We start from the raw sequence: 14,665 nt of genomic DNA on the forward strand, positions 1-14,665 counted from the left end.
AGGGAGCGGAAAGGACCCGCTCCCTCGGGCCAGTTACTTGTATTCGACCGGGAAGCCGATTTGCGGAGGCGTCAGTTCCTTGCCGAACCATGTCTTGTACGACTTGGCGTAAGCATCGAACTCAACGCCGGTCATGGCCTCGTGGAGTGCGGTGTTGACGAAGTTCAACCAATCCTGATCGCCGCGCTTGACGCCGCAGGCGTAAGTCTGCGGATTCCAGCCGTAACCGGCATCCCGATATTTTCCGGGGTTCTGGGCCATGTACCAGGCGAGTGACGACTGGTCGGTTGCGACCGCGTCCGCGCGACCGGATTCCAGCGCCTGGTAGATGAGATCGACGGAGTCGTACTGGTCGACGGTAGCTTCCGGCAGCGCCGCGTGAACCATCGACTCCGCGTAGACGTTCTGCAGGACCGAAATTGTGACAGATGAGCCGGCAGCTTTGAGCGCTGCGTAGTCGGCATATTTGCCATCGGCCTTCAGCATCAGGCCGACGCCTTCCCGATAATAGGGGATCGTGAAGGCGATCTGCTGGGCGCGCTCGCCGGTGACCGTCATGAACTGGCAGGTGATGTCGACCTTGTCCGTCGTGATGTTCGGAATACGAGCGTCGGACGACTGGTTGACATATTCGATCTTGTCAGGATCGCCAAAGAGAGCCTTGGCGATGATATGGCCCATATCGACATCGAAACCCTGAAGTTTGTCGTCGGCGCTCTTGAAGTGCCAGGGCGCATTCGTGCTGCCGGTGCCCATAACGAGATGGCCCCGAGCAAGAACCTCATCGAGCTTACTTCCGGCGGCGAAAACCGGGCTTGAAAGAACTGCAGTTGCGGCCAGCGCAATCAGGCCGGCGCGGAAGGATATGGTCATGATTGTTCCCCTGAGAACGGTGCGTTTCTGATTAATCCAATATAGCGGACAGGTGTCCATATTATCGGATTGACATATCAAGTCCCCTGGTTGATGAATTGTCAATAGCGATGGTTCATATTTGATGCGGCGCCAAAGAGCGGCACATTTGTCCGCACCGCAGGTTCGTTCCATGCGAGGTTTGCCATGACTTTTTCGCCCGCGGATATCGCAGCCATTCAAACTCCTGCCGTTCTGATCGATCTCGATATCGCCATCGCCAATATCGGCCGTTTTCAACGTTACGCGGATGCTCACGGCTTGCGTGTTCGCCCGCACGTCAAGACGCACAAGCTGCCGGAGATCGTCAATTTGCAGATTGCGGCCGGCGCGGTCGGTATCACCTGTCAGAAGGTGTCGGAGGCCGAAGCGATGGTTGCTGCCGACAGTGCAGTCACCGATGTGCTGATTACCTACAACATCGTCGGTGCCGAGAAGCTTGAACGTCTGAAGGCGCTGGCGAAGAAGGTGAAATTGTCGGTCGTTGCCGATAGTGCGGCTATCGTGAAGGGCCTCTCGGACGCCTTTCGAAATGAAGTTCAGCCGCTGACGGTCCTGGTGGAATGCGACACCGGCGCCAACCGTTGCGGTGTACTCACTCCCGAAGCGGCAGAGGCTCTCGCGGTCCTTATCCACACGCTGCCTGGTGTCGTTTTCGGTGGTCTTATGACCTATCCTCCTGCTGGCGGGGAGGCTGCCGTCGAGGCTTTCATGATGACGGCCAAGACTCGCATCGAAGCGCTCGGCATCGCGGTGCCCGTCATCACGTCAGGCGGAACGCCCTCGATGATGCACGCAGCAGACGCGCCGGTTACGACTGAATATCGGCCCGGAACCTACGTCTACAACGACCGGTCTCTCGTATCGCGCGGCGCCTGCGGCTGGGAGGATTGCGCACTCAGAGTGCTGACAACCGTCGTCTCTGTGCCCGCTGCCAACCGCGCGATCGTCGACGCAGGCTCCAAAATCCTGACATCGGATCTTTTGGGCCTCACGGGTTACGGCCATGTGCGCGGGCGCGACGATATCGTCATCGACCAACTATCCGAGGAGCATGGCCGGCTGATCAGCAGCGGGCCGATAGGGCTCTCGGTGGGAGATAAACTGCAGATCGTGCCGAACCACGCGTGCGTGGTCACCAACATGGTCGACGCGGTTTACGTTGCAGGAAACGGTTTGGCGTCAGTCGAGTCTTGGCCGGTCGTGGCCCGCGGAAAGATTGTTTGACATGCCGGCTCGATGCTTTTGCATCGGCAAAGTTCAAGATCGGACTGAACTGGATTGAACAAGTTCCGCTGCGAAAATCCTGAGGGCGACACGTTTCATGCCGCCTCTATGCTGTTTGACACTCGTCTGCGCCGATCCCGTGGCGCGAGGACCGGCTCTGCAAGACTAGAATTTATAGCCGACCATCAGCCCGGCGCGGGTCATGCCGTCGTTCGGACCGTCGCACAGGTTGGCATTCGAGGAATGGGCAAGCTGCGCCATGACATTCCAGTTGCTGTTAAAGCGATAGCCGGCGCCGAGATATTCATGAAACAGCACCCGACAGCCGAGGTCGGGGCCATCATCATTGTCGCGAAGTTCACCGGTGTGGATGACACCGCCGAAACCTGCTTCGGCAAAGATTTTGTCGCTGAGGTCGACCGTCCAGGTGAAACCGGCAAAAAACTGCGTCGCTTCGCCGGCCGTACCGATGGAGGTGCCGACATGAACACGCGGATGCATGAGCTGCTGCTTCCAGTCGGTCGCCTGCTCGAAGCCGAAAGGGTCGAAAAGGGCTGTTATTTCAGGAAAGATGCCGTCTTCGCCCGAATGGCCGCCCTGGATGGACGCGGAGGCGCCAAAGCGCAATTCGTCGAAAATCTTGTCTCCGGCTTGCGCCGCTGATGACATTCCCAGACTGCTGGCAATTACTGCGACCGACGCGATACTCGAGAGGCGCAACAGGAGTGAACGGAAATCGGATTTCATCTGCTGTCCCTTGATTCCCGCCCGACCAGCGGAATGAGAAAGAGGTAACATGCAGGTTTCAGCGGTAAAGCACTTGTATTTCGCTTACGGCCTTTTCCACAATCCTGACGCTATTTTGCAACAGTTCAGATTTCCCCGTCGTAGGCAGACCCGCCATTTTCCAACAGACGTCTCAATATCATAAGGCCTGCAGCCAGCTGGTTCCTATCCTTCGGTGAGGAGAATCCGATGCGCACCCGGTGATAGACTTTCTCGCCACGGGCCGCCTTGAACTCATCCTCGTCGTCCACCAGCACGCCATCCCTGTAGGCGGCATTCTTGAAAGTGCCTGACATCCAGGGTTCCGGCAGTTTCAGCCACAGGAAGGGCGCGTGCAGGTGGGACTCGAATTCGAAGCCCTGCAACCGCTCGCGGGCAAGCCTGACACGGGCCGACAATTCCACCACGCTTGCATCGCGGATCTCGTGCGCCTTGCCGCTCTGGACCAGCCGCGCACAGGTTTCGGCCAGGATGAAGGGCAGCCCCCCCGTGACCATCTTGTGCGTGACCCTGATGCGCTGGGCGAAATGCGGCGGGCAGGCGACCCAGCCGCCGCGCACGCCGGCGGCAACCGATTTCGACAGCCCGTTTACCAGGAAGGTGCGATCGGGTGCGATCGAGGCGAGCAGCGGCGTTGCGTCGTTCGCCATGCCGCCATAGAGATCGTCCTCGATGATCCACACACCATGCCGTCTGGCAATGTCGGCAATTGCGACGCGACGCTCATAAGGCATGATTGTCAATGTAGGATTGTGGACAGTCGGCATCAGGAAGATCAACTTCGGATGCTGCTGCTGGCAGAGCCGCTCGAAATCTTCGGGAATGACGCCGTTCTCATCCGACTCGACCGTCAGCGTGCGCCGGCCAAGCAACCGGACGCTGCGGCTGACCTGTGTATAGGTGAGGTTTTCGAAGACGATCTTGTCACCGGGCGCCGACACGGCGGTAATGACGGCAATTGCCGCAGCATGTGCACCGAGCGTCGGAACGACATTTTCGACTTCCGGCGACCAGCCGTTGCGCGCCAGCCAGAGACGGCCTGCCTCGAACCAGCTCAACGGAAAACTACGCGAATATGACGAGATTTCGGCCAGATGCTGCTCGCCAATCTCAGCCATGATGCCGGCGATGATCTTGCCTTGACCGAGATCAGGGGCGGCGGTCGTGTCGAAACGAAGCTTGTTTGCCGGGGCGTCTGCAACGCGGGTGCCGCTCAGCGAAAGGGTGATGGGATCTGTCTGGTCGCTCGGGGCCGTATCGGCACGGTCGAGTACATAGGTACCGCGACCGACTTCGCCCGCGACGAGACCGCGCTCATGCACGAGTGCGTAGGCGCGACCGATTGTTCCGATTGTCACCCCAATGTCATAGGCGAGATTTCGTTGCGGCGGCAGCTTTGTGCCGGCCGGCAAAGCACCGGAAGCAATGGCGGATTCGATATTATCCGCAAGCCGCATATAGACAGGGCCGGAGCCCTGCGAGAGATCGGGGAGCCAATTTGTCATGGTGACAATGAATAGATTGTCACCCTAATGCTGTCAAGACTATGAGACAATCCCGTTAGCGGAAACTACAGGAGTCGAATATGTCCGCTGTACCTCACATCAAAGGTCAGATTGTATCGATTGTCTCTATTGATGGGCCGCATGAGATTGTCATGCCGACGCAGTCACCGGCAACAACCCGGCTCGGACGGCTATGGGCAGCCTTCCTTCTGTGGCAACAGAAGCGGGAAGGACGCCAGGCGCTGCGCGGACTGACCGCAGATCAACTCAAGGATATCGGCCTGTCGCAGTCCGATGCCGCACGCGAAGTCAGCAAGTCGTTTTTCTGGGATTGAGACTGAGACTAGCTGCAGGCGCGATTGCCGCCCGACCAGCGGGTGACATCTGCGGCGATGCGGCCGGCAACCGGCTCGGACATCATCGGACCGAAAGCCTGCATCTTCGCCGGGCTGCCTTCGGCCTGCACCACGAGCAGCGGGCGGGCTTCCGGGCTTGCCTTGTGGACGACGAGAATGCGCGGTCGGCCGGAGAAGGAATTGAGTTCCGGCGCGAGCCTGTAGGCGGCGAAAGCCGGATCGCCCGACTTGAACCAGCAGCTATTGGCGCCGAGGGCTACGCGTTCCATCGTCGACAGCGCACTGCGGTCCGGCCCCTTTGCGGGTGCCGGGGACTGGCAGGCGGCGACGAGCGCGGCAAGGCCGGCAACGGCAGCAGCGTTAGCGAAGGCGACAAAAAGGCGAGGGGGCATCTATCGTGCTCTTCTGCCAGAATCAGGCGGCGATGACGTCGAGTGCCGAGGCGAAGAGGCCGCGGCCATCCGAACCGCCGTGGGCGGCTTCGATCAGGTTTTCCGGATGCGGCATCATGCCGAGAACGTTGCCCTTGGCGTTCATGACGCCGGCAATGTCGTTGACCGAGCCGTTGGGATTGGTGCCTTCGGCATAGCGGAAGACGACCTGGCCGTTGCCTTCGATGGCAGCCAGCGTTTCCGTGTCGGCAAAATAGTTGCCATCGTGATGGGCGACCGGGCAGCGGATGATCTGGCCTTTTGCATAGGCGCGCGAGAAATCCGTTTCGGCATTGACGACTTCGAGCTTGATCTCACGGCAGACGAATTTCAACGAGGCATTGCGCATCAGCGCGCCCGGCAGCAGGCCGGCTTCGACGAGGATCTGGAAGCCGTTGCAGACGCCGAGGACCTTCACGCCCTTGTTCGCCTTCTCGATGATTGCCTGCATGACCGGCATGCGGGCAGCAATTGCGCCGCAACGCAGATAATCACCGTAGGAGAAGCCGCCGGGAATGACGATCAGGTCGACGTCAGGGATTTCCGTCTCCGTCTGCCAGATCGTCACCGGCTGATGACCGGAGATCTTGGTGAGAGCGGCGATCATGTCGCGATCGCGGTTGAGGCCTGGAAGTTGAACGACGGCTGATTTCATGGGTTCGGTTCAAACCTTGCTTGTGCTTCTGCCAATTCTCGAAGTTCGAGACGATTTTCAATACGATCGAGGCGCTGCTCATGACGCGACAGGACACCATAGATATTATGGATGTCTTGCTGCATCGAAATCATTGTGCCGCGCATTGCGTTGAGTTCGGCTTTGATCTCGTTCCGGCCATCTTTAATGCCCGAAATATCCGTATGCATGCGCTTCAGCAACTCATGCATCAGCTCTTGGGGTATCTCAGTCATCGGTCACTGGCCACAACCGCTAGTCGAGAGAAATAGTATAATTCTCGATGACCGTATTGGCGAGCAGCTTTTCGCACATGGCCTTGAGATCGGCCTCGGCCTTGGCCTTATCGGTGCCGTCGAGCTCCAGGTCGAAGACCTTGCCCTGGCGGACATGGCCGACGCCGCCGAAGCCGAGGGCGCCGAGCGCGCCTTCGATGGCCTTTCCCTGAGGATCGAGAACGCCGTTTTTCAGCGTGACGGTGACGCGAGCCTTGATCACTTGTTTTTCCCTGCTTTTACTTGACCAGAACGGGACCCGTACCGCGCACGGGCTCGTTTTCATTGATGATGCCGAGACGGCGCGCAACTTCGGAATAGGCTTCCAGCAGACCGCCCATGTCGCGGCGGAAGAGGTCCTTGTCCATCTTCTTGTGGGTCTCGATATCCCAGAGGCGGCAGCTGTCCGGCGAAATTTCGTCAGCCAGGATGATGCGCATCATGTCGCCTTCGAAGAGACGGCCGCATTCGATCTTGAAATCGACAAGCTGTATGCCGACGCCGAGGAAGAGGCCGGTCATGAAGTCGTTGACGCGGATGGCAAGCGCCATGATGTCGTCGAGCTCAGCCGGATTGGCCCAGCCGAAAGCGGTGATGTGCTCTTCGGAGACCATCGGGTCTTCGAGCGCGTCTGACTTGTAATAGAATTCGATGATCGAACGCGGCAGAACCACGCCTTCCTCGATACCGAGGCGCTTGGCGAGCGAGCCGGCGGCGACGTTGCGCACCACGATCTCGAGCGGGATCATCTCCACTTCCTTGATCAGCTGCTCACGCATGTTGAGCCGGCGGATGAAGTGGGTGGGAATGCCGATCTTATTCAGATGGCTGAAGATGTATTCAGAAATACGGTTGTTGAGGACGCCCTTGCCATCAATGACTTCGTGTTTCTTCTTGTTGAAAGCAGTGGCATCGTCCTTGAAGAACTGGATCAGTGTGCCCGGTTCAGGTCCTTCATACAGAATCTTTGCCTTGCCCTCGTAGATACGGCGGCGACGGTTCATTGTGGTTATTCTCTAGTTGTTGGCGCCCTTGGGATGGCGCGCGTGGATCGATCTCGTGGCGTCCCCTTAAAGGAAAAGAGAGAGTTTCACAATCCGCCTGTCACTCCTTCCCCGGTTTCCGGCCTTGGGCGGGAAAACCGCAAAGAGAATCGGAATCTTGCCAAGAGAAGACTACCGCCTTTTTCTTTAGGGTGGAATGAAGGCAAAATCTCGGAAGGGTTATGCAGGTCCTTACCCGGAGGCTGTTTGGAGACCGGATGGCCCATCGAGCGGCGCATATTCGCCTGCAGCGCGCGCGCCTCGCCCTCCGGCTGCCCCCAGCTTTCGCCACGGATGATAGCCGGGAGCTGCAAGGCCGGACATCGGCCGGGCGAGCGCATAGCCCTGCTGCATGTCAAAGCCGAGCTCCTGCAGGATGCCGACGCGATCGGCCGTCTCGGCACCTTCTGCGGTAACGAGAATGCTCAACGAGCGGCCGATCTCGATGATGGAGCGCACGAGCTTGCGCTGCTCGGCCGACTGCGGCAGGTGCCTGATGAGCTCGCGATCGATCCTCAGCGTCTTCGGGCTCAGCTGCAGCAGGCTGACGATCGAAGCATGACCGGTGCCAAAATCCTCGATCTCAGTATCGATGCCAAGCTTCTTCAGCTTCTTGAGATTGGCGGTGGGTTTGCTTCACAGGGCGCGCGCGCTTTTCTGGCGTCAGCGGATTCCGCGGTCTTTCCATTAAGAAATGCTTAGAAAGCGATCGCTTAATCCACTGGAAATGCCGGATTTTTTGGCTTCCTCAACCGGGGAGACGGCTGAGAAACTGGGCAAAGACCATCGTTCCTTCAGGCCAGGGGCCATGACCGGATTCGGCATTGATGTGACCGGACTCGCCGGCATCCACGAGAAAGGAGCCCCAGCTGCTGGCAATGTCGTCGGCATGCTCATAAGTCCCGAAGGGATCGTTACGGCTGGCGACCGTAATCGACGGGAAGGGCAGGGGATCGCGCGGGTAGGGGCCGAAAGTCATGAGATGTTTCGGGCGGATATCCGGATTGGCAACATCGGGCGGCGCCACGAAGAAGGCGCCGGCAACGCGCTTTTGAAACAGCGGGATTGCATGGATTACCGAAGGCACCCCTAGGGAATGGGCGATGAGCACGACGGGGCGCGTGGAGGCGTTTACCGCTTCGGCGATGCGGGCGGTCCAATCCTCGCGCACAGGCTTGGACCATTCCGCCTGCTCGACGCGGCGCGCAGTGCTGAGTTTTGCTTCCCAACGGCTCTGCCAATGGTCGGGACCGGAATTGGTATAGCCGGGAATGATAAGGATATCTGCGTCTGAAGCTTTCATGGTGCCGCCGATGTGAGAAAGCTTGACCGTGATGTCAAGGGAAAGAGCGACTTAGCCCGAAAAATTTGCTAGAGTGGCGTTATGCCGGTTGCGTTCTCGTGTCGGCCCCTTGTTGCCGACACATTCGCCTCCGGCTCATCTTGGCTGAGGAGGAGAAAGCCATGACGACATTTCATGTCATGACGGGCGCAGGCGAGAGCTTCGCACGGCCCGTGGTCAACAGGATCAGCATAGCCGACGTCTTCGACGCGCTCAGGCTCGGTTTCGAGGATTTCCGCGAGAAGCCTTCGCATTACGTCTTCCTGTGTCTCATGTATCCGATCGCCGGCATCTTCCTGACAATGCTGACCTCGGGCGCCAATCTCGCACCGATGGTCTTTCCGCTGATGTCGGGTTTCGTGCTGATCGGCCCGATCGCCGCGATCGGTCTTTATGAAATCAGCCGCCGGCGCGAGGCCGGGCTCGATACCTCCTGGAAACATGCGCTCGACGTTCGCCACTCGCCGGCTTTGCCGTCGATCATCGCCGTCGGCCTCCTGCTGTTCGGGATCTTCACCGTCTGGCTGGTCACGGCGCAGACCATCTATACGAATATTCTCGGCGAAGTTTTCCCGCGCTCCACGTCGCTCTTTCTGCAGCAAGTGTTTGGCACGGCCGAAGGCATGCAGCTCATCCTTTGGGGCAATCTGGTCGGCCTCGGCTTTGCGCTCGTCGTTCTCGCGATCACTGTGGTAACCTTCCCGATACTCCTTGACAGGGATTGCGGGGCGGTGGCCGCGATGGTGGCCTCGATCCGGGCGACCTTCGTAAATCCAGTGCCGGTGCTGCTCTGGGGCCTGATCGTTGCCGCGTTACTCGTCATCGGCACAGTCCCGCTCTTTATCGGCCTTGCGCTCGTCATCCCGATCCTCGGCCATGCGACATGGCATCTTTACCGGAAGCTGATTTCTCGCGAGGCCATATGACGGCGGCGTTCCCGGTATCGCAAATTCCCGCGATACCGGGAATTTCAACAGAGACTGGAACCTCTGAACTGTCCGCGGAGTTTGTCTTAAGCGGATTTCGAAGGAGGAATTCCAGGTGAAGATACGTCACGTGTTTGCCCGCTTCGCAACGAAGATATCGGAGTGGGCGGGCAAGCCCGTGACATTCATTCTGGCGCTTATCATTGTGATCATCTGGGCTGCTCTGGGGCCCGTCTTCGATTACTCGGAAACGTGGCAGCTTATAATCAACACCGGCACGACGATCATCACCTTCCTGATGGTCTTCGTGCTGCAGAATGCGCAGACACGGGATACACGAGCCATCCAGGCGAAGCTCAACGAAATCATCCTGACGAGCCATGCCGAGAACCGCTTCATCGGGATCGAAAACCTCGACGAGGAAGAACTGAAGCACCTCGACCGCCTAGTGGCCAAGGCGGCAAAAGGCCGGGGTGAGACCGAGGCCTGCAGGATAGCGGACGAGAGTGCCGAAAAATCGCCTACAAAACCCGAACCGAGAAAACGCAAGGCACGTGTCGGTTCCGCATCGCGCAAGCAGAAATGAAAACGGCGCCTCCCGGGCGCCGTTTCGTGACATGTTTCGTGCCGATCAAGCTTCGCCGAAGACGCGGCGGAAGATCGTGTCGACGTGCTTCGTATGATAACCGAGATCGAATTTTTCGCGGAGATCCGCCTCCGACAGTGCAGCACGCACTTCGGCGTCGGCCAGCAGCTCTTCGAGAAAGTCCTTGCCCTGTTCCCAGACCTTCATGGCGTTGCGCTGCACGAGGCGATAGGCATCCTCGCGGGAGGTGCCTGCCTGCGTCAGCGCCAGAAGAACGCGCTGCGAATGGACAAGGCCGCGGAACTTGTCGAGGTTCTTCATCATGTTCTCGGGGTAGACCACAAGCTTTTCGATGACGCCGGCCAGACGGTTCAGCGCGAAGTCGAGCGTGATGGTCGTATCCGGGCCGATGGCCCGCTCGACACTCGAATGGCTGATGTCGCGCTCATGCCAGAGCGCCACGTTTTCCATGGCAGGGGTGACCGACATGCGCACGAGACGCGCAAGGCCGGTCAGGTTTTCGGTCAGGACCGGGTTGCGCTTGTGCGGCATCGCGGATGAGCCCTTCTGACCCGGCGAGAAGAATTCTTCCGCCTCCAGCACTTCGGTGCGCTGCATGTGGCGGATTTCGATGGCGACGTTTTCGATCGACGAGCCGATGACGCCGAGCGTGGCGAAGAACATGGCATGGCGGTCGCGCGGGATGACCTGTGTGGAGACGGGCTCGGGAACGAGACCGAGTGCTGCGCAGACGTGTTCTTCAACAACAGGATCGATATTGGCGAAGGTACCGACAGCGCCGGAAATGGCGCCCGTTGCGATTTCGGCGCGAGCGGCAACGAGGCGGGCGCGGTTGCGGCTCATCTCGGCATAGAAGCGGGCGAAGGTCAGGCCCATCGTCGTCGGCTCGGCATGGATGCCGTGGCTGCGGCCGATGCGGATCGTATCCTTGTGCTCGAAGGCCCGCGTCTTCAGTGCTGTCAGAACACGGTCGATGTCGGCAAGCAGGATATCGGCGGCGCGCACGAGTTGGATGTTGAAGGTGGTGTCGAGCACGTCGGAGGAGGTCATGCCCTGATGGACGAAGCGGGCATCGGGGCCGACGATTTCGGCAAGATGCGTCAGGAAGGCTATGACGTCATGCTTGGTGACGGCCTCGATTTCGTCGATGCGGGCAACATCGAAAGTCGCTTTGCCGCCCTTTTCCCAAATAGTGGCGGCCGCCGACTTCGGGATCACGCCGAGGTCTGCCAGCGCGTCGCAGGCATGGGCCTCGATCTCGAACCAGATGCGGAACTTGGTTTCGGGAGACCAGATGGCGACCATCTCGGGCCGGGAATAACGAGGGATCATGGGCGAGCGCCTTCATTTCGTGACAGTAGCTGCGGCCCCTGTAGCAAAGACGGCCGGCAATCTCAACGCATGCGTTTGGCAAGAGCCAGGCTGGTGGCAAAAAGACAGACCAGTCCGAGAGGTAAAAACAGCCCCAAGCCAAGGACGAGGAACTGATAAATGGCGCTGGCGCCGGTAAAGGCAAACTGGAACATCCAGATGACCGAGCCGAACGGCGAATGCCAGCGGGAATAGAAAATCCGGTAGTCCATGGCGAAGAGAAAGGCCGTCATTAAGACCGTGCCTGTCGTCAACACCAGGAAGAATGCGGCAAAACGCGCCTCTACCTGATGGCCGAACGCGAGATAGCGCCCGGCAAGCAAGTTGAAGGGCCAGGAGAGCAGTCCGCCGCTGAAATAGAGGATAGCGAGATCGAGCACATGGCTCGTCTCCCATCCGTTGCGCAGATAGAGGCCCACGATGGCCGAGAGCAGCATCTGGACGCCCCAGAGCGGGGCGCCGATGAAAAGCTCTGATAAGGACGGCCATGCCGCCCGAAGACGGTTCATTCTCAGGGGTGAACCGGAACGGCGATCCAGCGGCCGTTGCGACCGTCCGGAGAGGCGCTCAACGCCAGGATGAGGGCGATATGGACAGGCTTGCCGGATTCCGGCTGATAGACGAGGGCGCCGCCCATACGATATTCTACCGGACATCCGCGGTCATCAGGGATTGTCTTGTCTTCGTGGACGAGCTGGCGGTTCGGTGCACCGTCCTTCTCGATGAGCTGCAGCGTAAAGCCAACAACGTGGTTCAGGCCCTTGCAGGCATCTGGCGTCGCGACCGGGGCATCGCCCAGCAGCAGCGTGTAGGCTCCGCGCGCCGGCCCGTCGGTTGCAAGCGTCGTATAGCGGATCGTTTTCATCGGTGAGCCGAGCTCGGTCGGCGGGTTGAAGGCGGCGATAAGGCCGGGATTGGTCAAAAGGTTGTACTTGTCCATCTGCTGGCGGGCTGCCGTCAGATTCTGGCGGCGTGCCTTGGACAGATCGGCATCCTTGTCGGTCAATTCCAGATGAAAGGGCGTGCCCTCGAGGTCGGCGCCGGTGTCGGTATCGATGAAATAGGTATCCGAATAGGGGACCTTGCCATCCTTCATGCCGAATTCCTGGAAGGCAAAGACCTTGCCGTCGGCGGAAAAGCCGACAGGCTGCATATTGGCGATATCGCCGGCAAAGGCCGTGGCGGCCATGCCGGTCAGCAAGGCAGCGAAAAACCCGCCTATGAACATGCGCTTCGTCATCAGCGCGCTCCCTCAGCCGCGTTGCGAAGGGCTGATATCGCCTGGCGATAGGCCTCGGCCGAGCCGCCCTTGAAAATTGCCGATCCGGCGACGAGCACATTGCCGCCGCCCTTAGCCACGGCAGGCGCGGTATCGACCGTCACGCCGCCGTCCACTTCAAGCTCGATCGGGCGGTCACCGATCAGTGACTTTGCCGCTGCGATCTTGTCTACCATTGCCGGAATGAATTTCTGGCCGCCGAAACCGGGGTTGACTGACATAATGAGAATGAGGTCGACATCGTCAAGCACGTTCTCGACGGCCGAGAGCGGCGTTGCCGGATTTAAGGTGACGCCGACCTTCTTGCCGAGATGGCGGATCGTCTGCAGCGAACGGTGCAGGTGCGGTCCGGCCTCTGCATGCACGGTGATGCGGTCACAGCCAGCCTTCGCAAAAGCCTCGAGATAGGGATCGGCAGGCGAGATCATCAGGTGGCAGTCGAAGGTCGCGTCCGTATAGGAGCGCAGCGACTTGATGACATCGGGGCCGAACGAAATGTTCGGCACGAAATGGCCGTCCATCACGTCAAGATGGATCCAGTCAGCGCCGGCCTCGGTGACGTTGCGCACTTCCTCGCCGAGCTTTGCAAAATCTGCCGCCAGGATCGATGGGGCGATGCGAATGGGCAGTGTCGTCATGATCTCCGTCTCCATCTCAACCGGAAGCGGCGGACGCCTCGCGGCAAATTTCAATAGGTCAGTCTGTCCCATCGGCCGGCGGGACGAATGCATCGCCGCGCCATTCGAGAAGACGGTAGGGATTTTGCGACAGTTCATGGGCCGGCGCGAAGGTGACTGGGCCGATCGGCGTATTGAACTGCGTTCCGATGAGCTTTTCTGCCACTGGCTTGCCTTCGGCCAGCGCCGCCTGCACGGCCTGATTGGCAATCAGCGCGGCCGCGGCTGCCGGCAGGACATAACCTTCCGGCTCGGCTCCGGCTCCGCGCAGGGCCTCGACGGTCGCAGCCGCATCCGGCAGAAGCGCATATTCGGGAATGGCAACGGCGCGTACGCCATCCGCCAGCGCGAGCGGCTGGTTTGCAGCGCGCATCGCATCGCCGCTCAGAATGCTGAGCGGAATGTTTTCCGCCTTGGCGTCACGGGCGATGATGGCGACATCGTTCCTGTCGCCGCCGATGAAGACCTTGGCGGCACCAGCCCGCTTCAGGCGGCGTACGAGGCCGACCTGCTGTTCCTGTCCCGGCCGGTAGGTGTCGGTGAAAACGGGCTTCAAGCCATTTTCTTCCAACGCGTTGCGCACGGCTTCCGTCAGTTCGCGGCCGTGGATTGTGCCGTCCTCGATGAGAGCGATCGGAGACCCCGTCCATTGCTGCAGAATGATACTGATGATCTTTGCGGCTTCATCACCATCTTTCGGGCCGAGGCGAAAGAGGGGCCAGCCGTTCTTCAGCGAATCTTCCATGAGGATGCGTGAGCGCACCGACACGGTAACGACGGGAATATTGGCGTCCTTCAGCTTCGGCAGGGCACCCTCCAGCGTCTCGCTGCAGAGGAATCCGATGGCGATCTGGACCTTGGCAGCGATCAGCGCATCGGCGATCACCTGGCCGCTATTGTCCTGGCAGGTCTCATTGACAGGAACGACCGTATCGCCCGCCTGCTTGATCTCAAAATTTGCGCCGGCGAAGATTTGAGCGCCGAGCGAGGCGAAACTGCCCTCCTGCGGCGCTACGACGCCGATCGTCACGCCTGCCGCGCGGCTCTCGACCGTCAACGCCATGAGCGACAGAAGGGCGGCTATGACACGCAGGGTCATCATGAAAGGTGCAGGTCTCTCGTCTTGTCCATGCCCTTTTATCCGCAAGGCGGCAATCGTCAAAGAAAAACAAGCGTGTTCTGCAGCTTTTAGCGGGTGCCATTGTAGAAAAGGTAACCGATGCCCGCCATATTGGTGAAATAACAAAAACAAGAC

19 protein-coding genes and 1 pseudogene are annotated in these 14,665 nt (G+C 59.5%); 5 read left to right on the plus strand and 15 right to left on the minus strand.

Annotated elements, in window-relative coordinates; translation table 11 throughout:
* Positions 1 to 33: 33 nt before the first annotated feature.
* Positions 34 to 873, minus strand: coding sequence for a transporter substrate-binding domain-containing protein (locus JNB85_RS25315; protein WP_183734945.1), 840 nt, complete (start codon positions 871 to 873; stop codon positions 34 to 36).
* 186 nt (positions 874 to 1,059) lie between these two features.
* Between JNB85_RS25315 and JNB85_RS25320 the strand changes: the two genes are divergently transcribed.
* Positions 1,060 to 2,139: a D-TA family PLP-dependent enzyme gene (locus tag JNB85_RS25320; RefSeq protein ID WP_220337117.1), complete on the plus strand. Its 1,080-nt coding sequence runs from the start codon at positions 1,060 to 1,062 to the stop codon at positions 2,137 to 2,139.
* A 165-nt stretch (positions 2,140 to 2,304) separates the two neighbouring features.
* Here JNB85_RS25320 and JNB85_RS25325 read toward each other — a convergent pair whose 3' ends face one another.
* Positions 2,305 to 2,886, minus strand: a complete 582-nt coding sequence (locus JNB85_RS25325) for an acyloxyacyl hydrolase (RefSeq protein WP_220337118.1) — start codon at positions 2,884 to 2,886, stop codon at positions 2,305 to 2,307.
* A 125-nt stretch (positions 2,887 to 3,011) separates the two neighbouring features.
* Positions 3,012 to 4,430 carry an aminotransferase-like domain-containing protein gene (locus JNB85_RS25330; RefSeq protein ID WP_220337120.1) on the minus strand — a complete coding sequence of 473 codons (1,419 nt, stop codon included), beginning with the start codon at positions 4,428 to 4,430 and terminating at the stop codon, positions 3,012 to 3,014.
* 80 nt (positions 4,431 to 4,510) lie between these two features.
* On the opposite strand from JNB85_RS25330, the gene JNB85_RS25335 reads away from it, so the two are divergent.
* The gene (locus tag JNB85_RS25335) at positions 4,511 to 4,765 is read left to right on the plus strand and encodes a DUF1127 domain-containing protein (RefSeq protein ID WP_220337122.1); all 255 of its coding nucleotides are present in this window, start codon (positions 4,511 to 4,513) and stop codon (positions 4,763 to 4,765) included.
* Positions 4,766 to 4,773: 8 nt separating this feature from the next.
* Here the strand turns inward: JNB85_RS25335 and JNB85_RS25340 are convergent, their stop codons facing one another.
* From JNB85_RS25340 to JNB85_RS25365, 6 genes and pseudogenes are all read right to left on the minus strand, one after another.
* Positions 4,774 to 5,178, minus strand: coding sequence for a hypothetical protein (locus JNB85_RS25340; protein ID WP_220337124.1), 405 nt, complete (start codon positions 5,176 to 5,178; stop codon positions 4,774 to 4,776).
* A 22-nt stretch (positions 5,179 to 5,200) separates the two neighbouring features.
* A complete protein-coding gene (gene purQ / locus JNB85_RS25345) occupies positions 5,201 to 5,872 on the minus strand; it encodes a phosphoribosylformylglycinamidine synthase subunit PurQ (protein ID WP_113202573.1) in 672 nt (223 codons plus the stop codon).
* The gene (locus JNB85_RS25350; RefSeq protein ID WP_220337125.1) at positions 5,869 to 6,126 is read right to left on the minus strand and encodes a hypothetical protein; all 258 of its coding nucleotides are present in this window, start codon (positions 6,124 to 6,126) and stop codon (positions 5,869 to 5,871) included. Before JNB85_RS25350 ends, purQ begins: the two co-directional genes overlap by 4 nt.
* Positions 6,127 to 6,145: 19 nt before the next feature.
* Complete coding sequence (purS, locus tag JNB85_RS25355) at positions 6,146 to 6,388, minus strand: phosphoribosylformylglycinamidine synthase subunit PurS (protein WP_220337127.1); 243 nt, start codon at positions 6,386 to 6,388, stop codon at positions 6,146 to 6,148.
* 16 nt (positions 6,389 to 6,404) lie between these two features.
* A complete protein-coding gene (gene purC / locus JNB85_RS25360) occupies positions 6,405 to 7,169 on the minus strand; it encodes a phosphoribosylaminoimidazolesuccinocarboxamide synthase (protein WP_007826228.1) in 765 nt (254 codons plus the stop codon).
* 245 nt (positions 7,170 to 7,414) lie between these two features.
* Positions 7,415 to 7,832 (minus strand): annotated as a pseudogene (locus JNB85_RS25365) (EAL domain-containing protein); the annotation flags it as partial.
* Here JNB85_RS25365 and JNB85_RS25370 point away from each other — a divergent pair.
* Positions 7,767 to 7,910, plus strand: a complete 144-nt coding sequence (locus JNB85_RS25370; protein WP_220337298.1) for a hypothetical protein — start codon at positions 7,767 to 7,769, stop codon at positions 7,908 to 7,910. The pseudogene JNB85_RS25365 and the gene JNB85_RS25370 sit on opposite strands and share 66 nt — an antisense overlap.
* A gap of 46 nt (positions 7,911 to 7,956) precedes the next feature.
* Here JNB85_RS25370 and JNB85_RS25375 read toward each other — a convergent pair whose 3' ends face one another.
* Positions 7,957 to 8,511 carry an RBBP9/YdeN family alpha/beta hydrolase gene (locus JNB85_RS25375; RefSeq protein WP_220337130.1) on the minus strand — a complete coding sequence of 185 codons (555 nt, stop codon included), beginning with the start codon at positions 8,509 to 8,511 and terminating at the stop codon, positions 7,957 to 7,959.
* A gap of 161 nt (positions 8,512 to 8,672) precedes the next feature.
* Here JNB85_RS25375 and JNB85_RS25380 point away from each other — a divergent pair, with 161 nt between their 5' ends.
* Both JNB85_RS25380 and JNB85_RS25385 read left to right on the plus strand, forming a co-directional pair.
* The gene (locus JNB85_RS25380) at positions 8,673 to 9,476 is read left to right on the plus strand and encodes a DUF2189 domain-containing protein (protein WP_220337133.1); all 804 of its coding nucleotides are present in this window, start codon (positions 8,673 to 8,675) and stop codon (positions 9,474 to 9,476) included.
* A gap of 121 nt (positions 9,477 to 9,597) precedes the next feature.
* The gene (locus tag JNB85_RS25385) at positions 9,598 to 10,062 is read left to right on the plus strand and encodes a low affinity iron permease family protein (protein WP_220337295.1); all 465 of its coding nucleotides are present in this window, start codon (positions 9,598 to 9,600) and stop codon (positions 10,060 to 10,062) included.
* A 45-nt stretch (positions 10,063 to 10,107) separates the two neighbouring features.
* Here JNB85_RS25385 and purB read toward each other — a convergent pair whose 3' ends face one another.
* The 5 genes from purB to JNB85_RS25410 form a co-directional block, all read right to left on the minus strand.
* Positions 10,108 to 11,415: an adenylosuccinate lyase gene (gene purB, locus JNB85_RS25390; RefSeq protein ID WP_220337135.1), complete on the minus strand. Its 1,308-nt coding sequence runs from the start codon at positions 11,413 to 11,415 to the stop codon at positions 10,108 to 10,110.
* Between the two features lie 62 nt (positions 11,416 to 11,477).
* Positions 11,478 to 11,963 carry a hypothetical protein gene (locus tag JNB85_RS25395; RefSeq protein WP_220337137.1) on the minus strand — a complete coding sequence of 162 codons (486 nt, stop codon included), beginning with the start codon at positions 11,961 to 11,963 and terminating at the stop codon, positions 11,478 to 11,480.
* A gap of 2 nt (positions 11,964 to 11,965) precedes the next feature.
* Positions 11,966 to 12,694 carry a DUF2259 domain-containing protein gene (locus JNB85_RS25400; protein ID WP_220337139.1) on the minus strand — a complete coding sequence of 243 codons (729 nt, stop codon included), beginning with the start codon at positions 12,692 to 12,694 and terminating at the stop codon, positions 11,966 to 11,968.
* A complete protein-coding gene (gene rpe / locus JNB85_RS25405; protein ID WP_220337140.1) occupies positions 12,694 to 13,371 on the minus strand; it encodes a ribulose-phosphate 3-epimerase in 678 nt (225 codons plus the stop codon). Before rpe ends, JNB85_RS25400 begins: the two co-directional genes overlap by 1 nt.
* Positions 13,372 to 13,429: 58 nt before the next feature.
* On the minus strand, positions 13,430 to 14,512 hold the full coding sequence (locus JNB85_RS25410; RefSeq protein WP_220337143.1) for a branched-chain amino acid ABC transporter substrate-binding protein: 1,083 nt from the start codon (positions 14,510 to 14,512) through the stop codon (positions 13,430 to 13,432).
* Positions 14,513 to 14,665 lie beyond the last annotated feature (153 nt).

It is taken from the genome of Rhizobium mesosinicum (genome assembly GCF_019511345.1).
GTDB classification, from domain to species: Bacteria; Pseudomonadota; Alphaproteobacteria; order Rhizobiales; family Rhizobiaceae; genus Rhizobium; species Rhizobium mesosinicum.